Genomic DNA, 241 nt, shown 5'->3' with positions numbered 1-241 from the left:
AATCCAAGTGTTAACTATTATCGAAGATTACTCTTCCTGGCTGATTTCTTTAACTCGTCTGAGTAAGAATTCCTTAAAGTTAACACATCTAGTTGGCATCTGTTTTCTTGGCCTGAAATAGAGGCTGAATTCAAACTGGCTATTACTATAGTCATCTAAGATAGGAACTAAGCGTCCATCTTCGAGTTCTTGTCTGATCAAGTTTAGCGGTAAATAGGCGATACCCGCACCAGCTAAAGCA

1 protein-coding gene is annotated in these 241 nt (G+C 39.0%); it reads right to left on the bottom strand.

Going from position 1 to position 241, the window contains the following annotated elements; all coding sequences use genetic code 11:
• Positions 1-27: 27 nt before the first annotated feature.
• The coding region (locus AAEZ02_RS23370) for a LysR substrate-binding domain-containing protein (RefSeq protein WP_351125608.1) at positions 28-241 on the bottom strand (214 nt) is incomplete at its 5' end.

This window comes from Shewanella sp. T24-MNA-CIBAN-0130, assembly GCF_040310185.1.
Taxonomy (GTDB): domain Bacteria; phylum Pseudomonadota; class Gammaproteobacteria; order Enterobacterales; family Shewanellaceae; genus Shewanella; species Shewanella psychromarinicola.
This window is presented reverse-complemented; position numbering and strand designations above follow the sequence as displayed.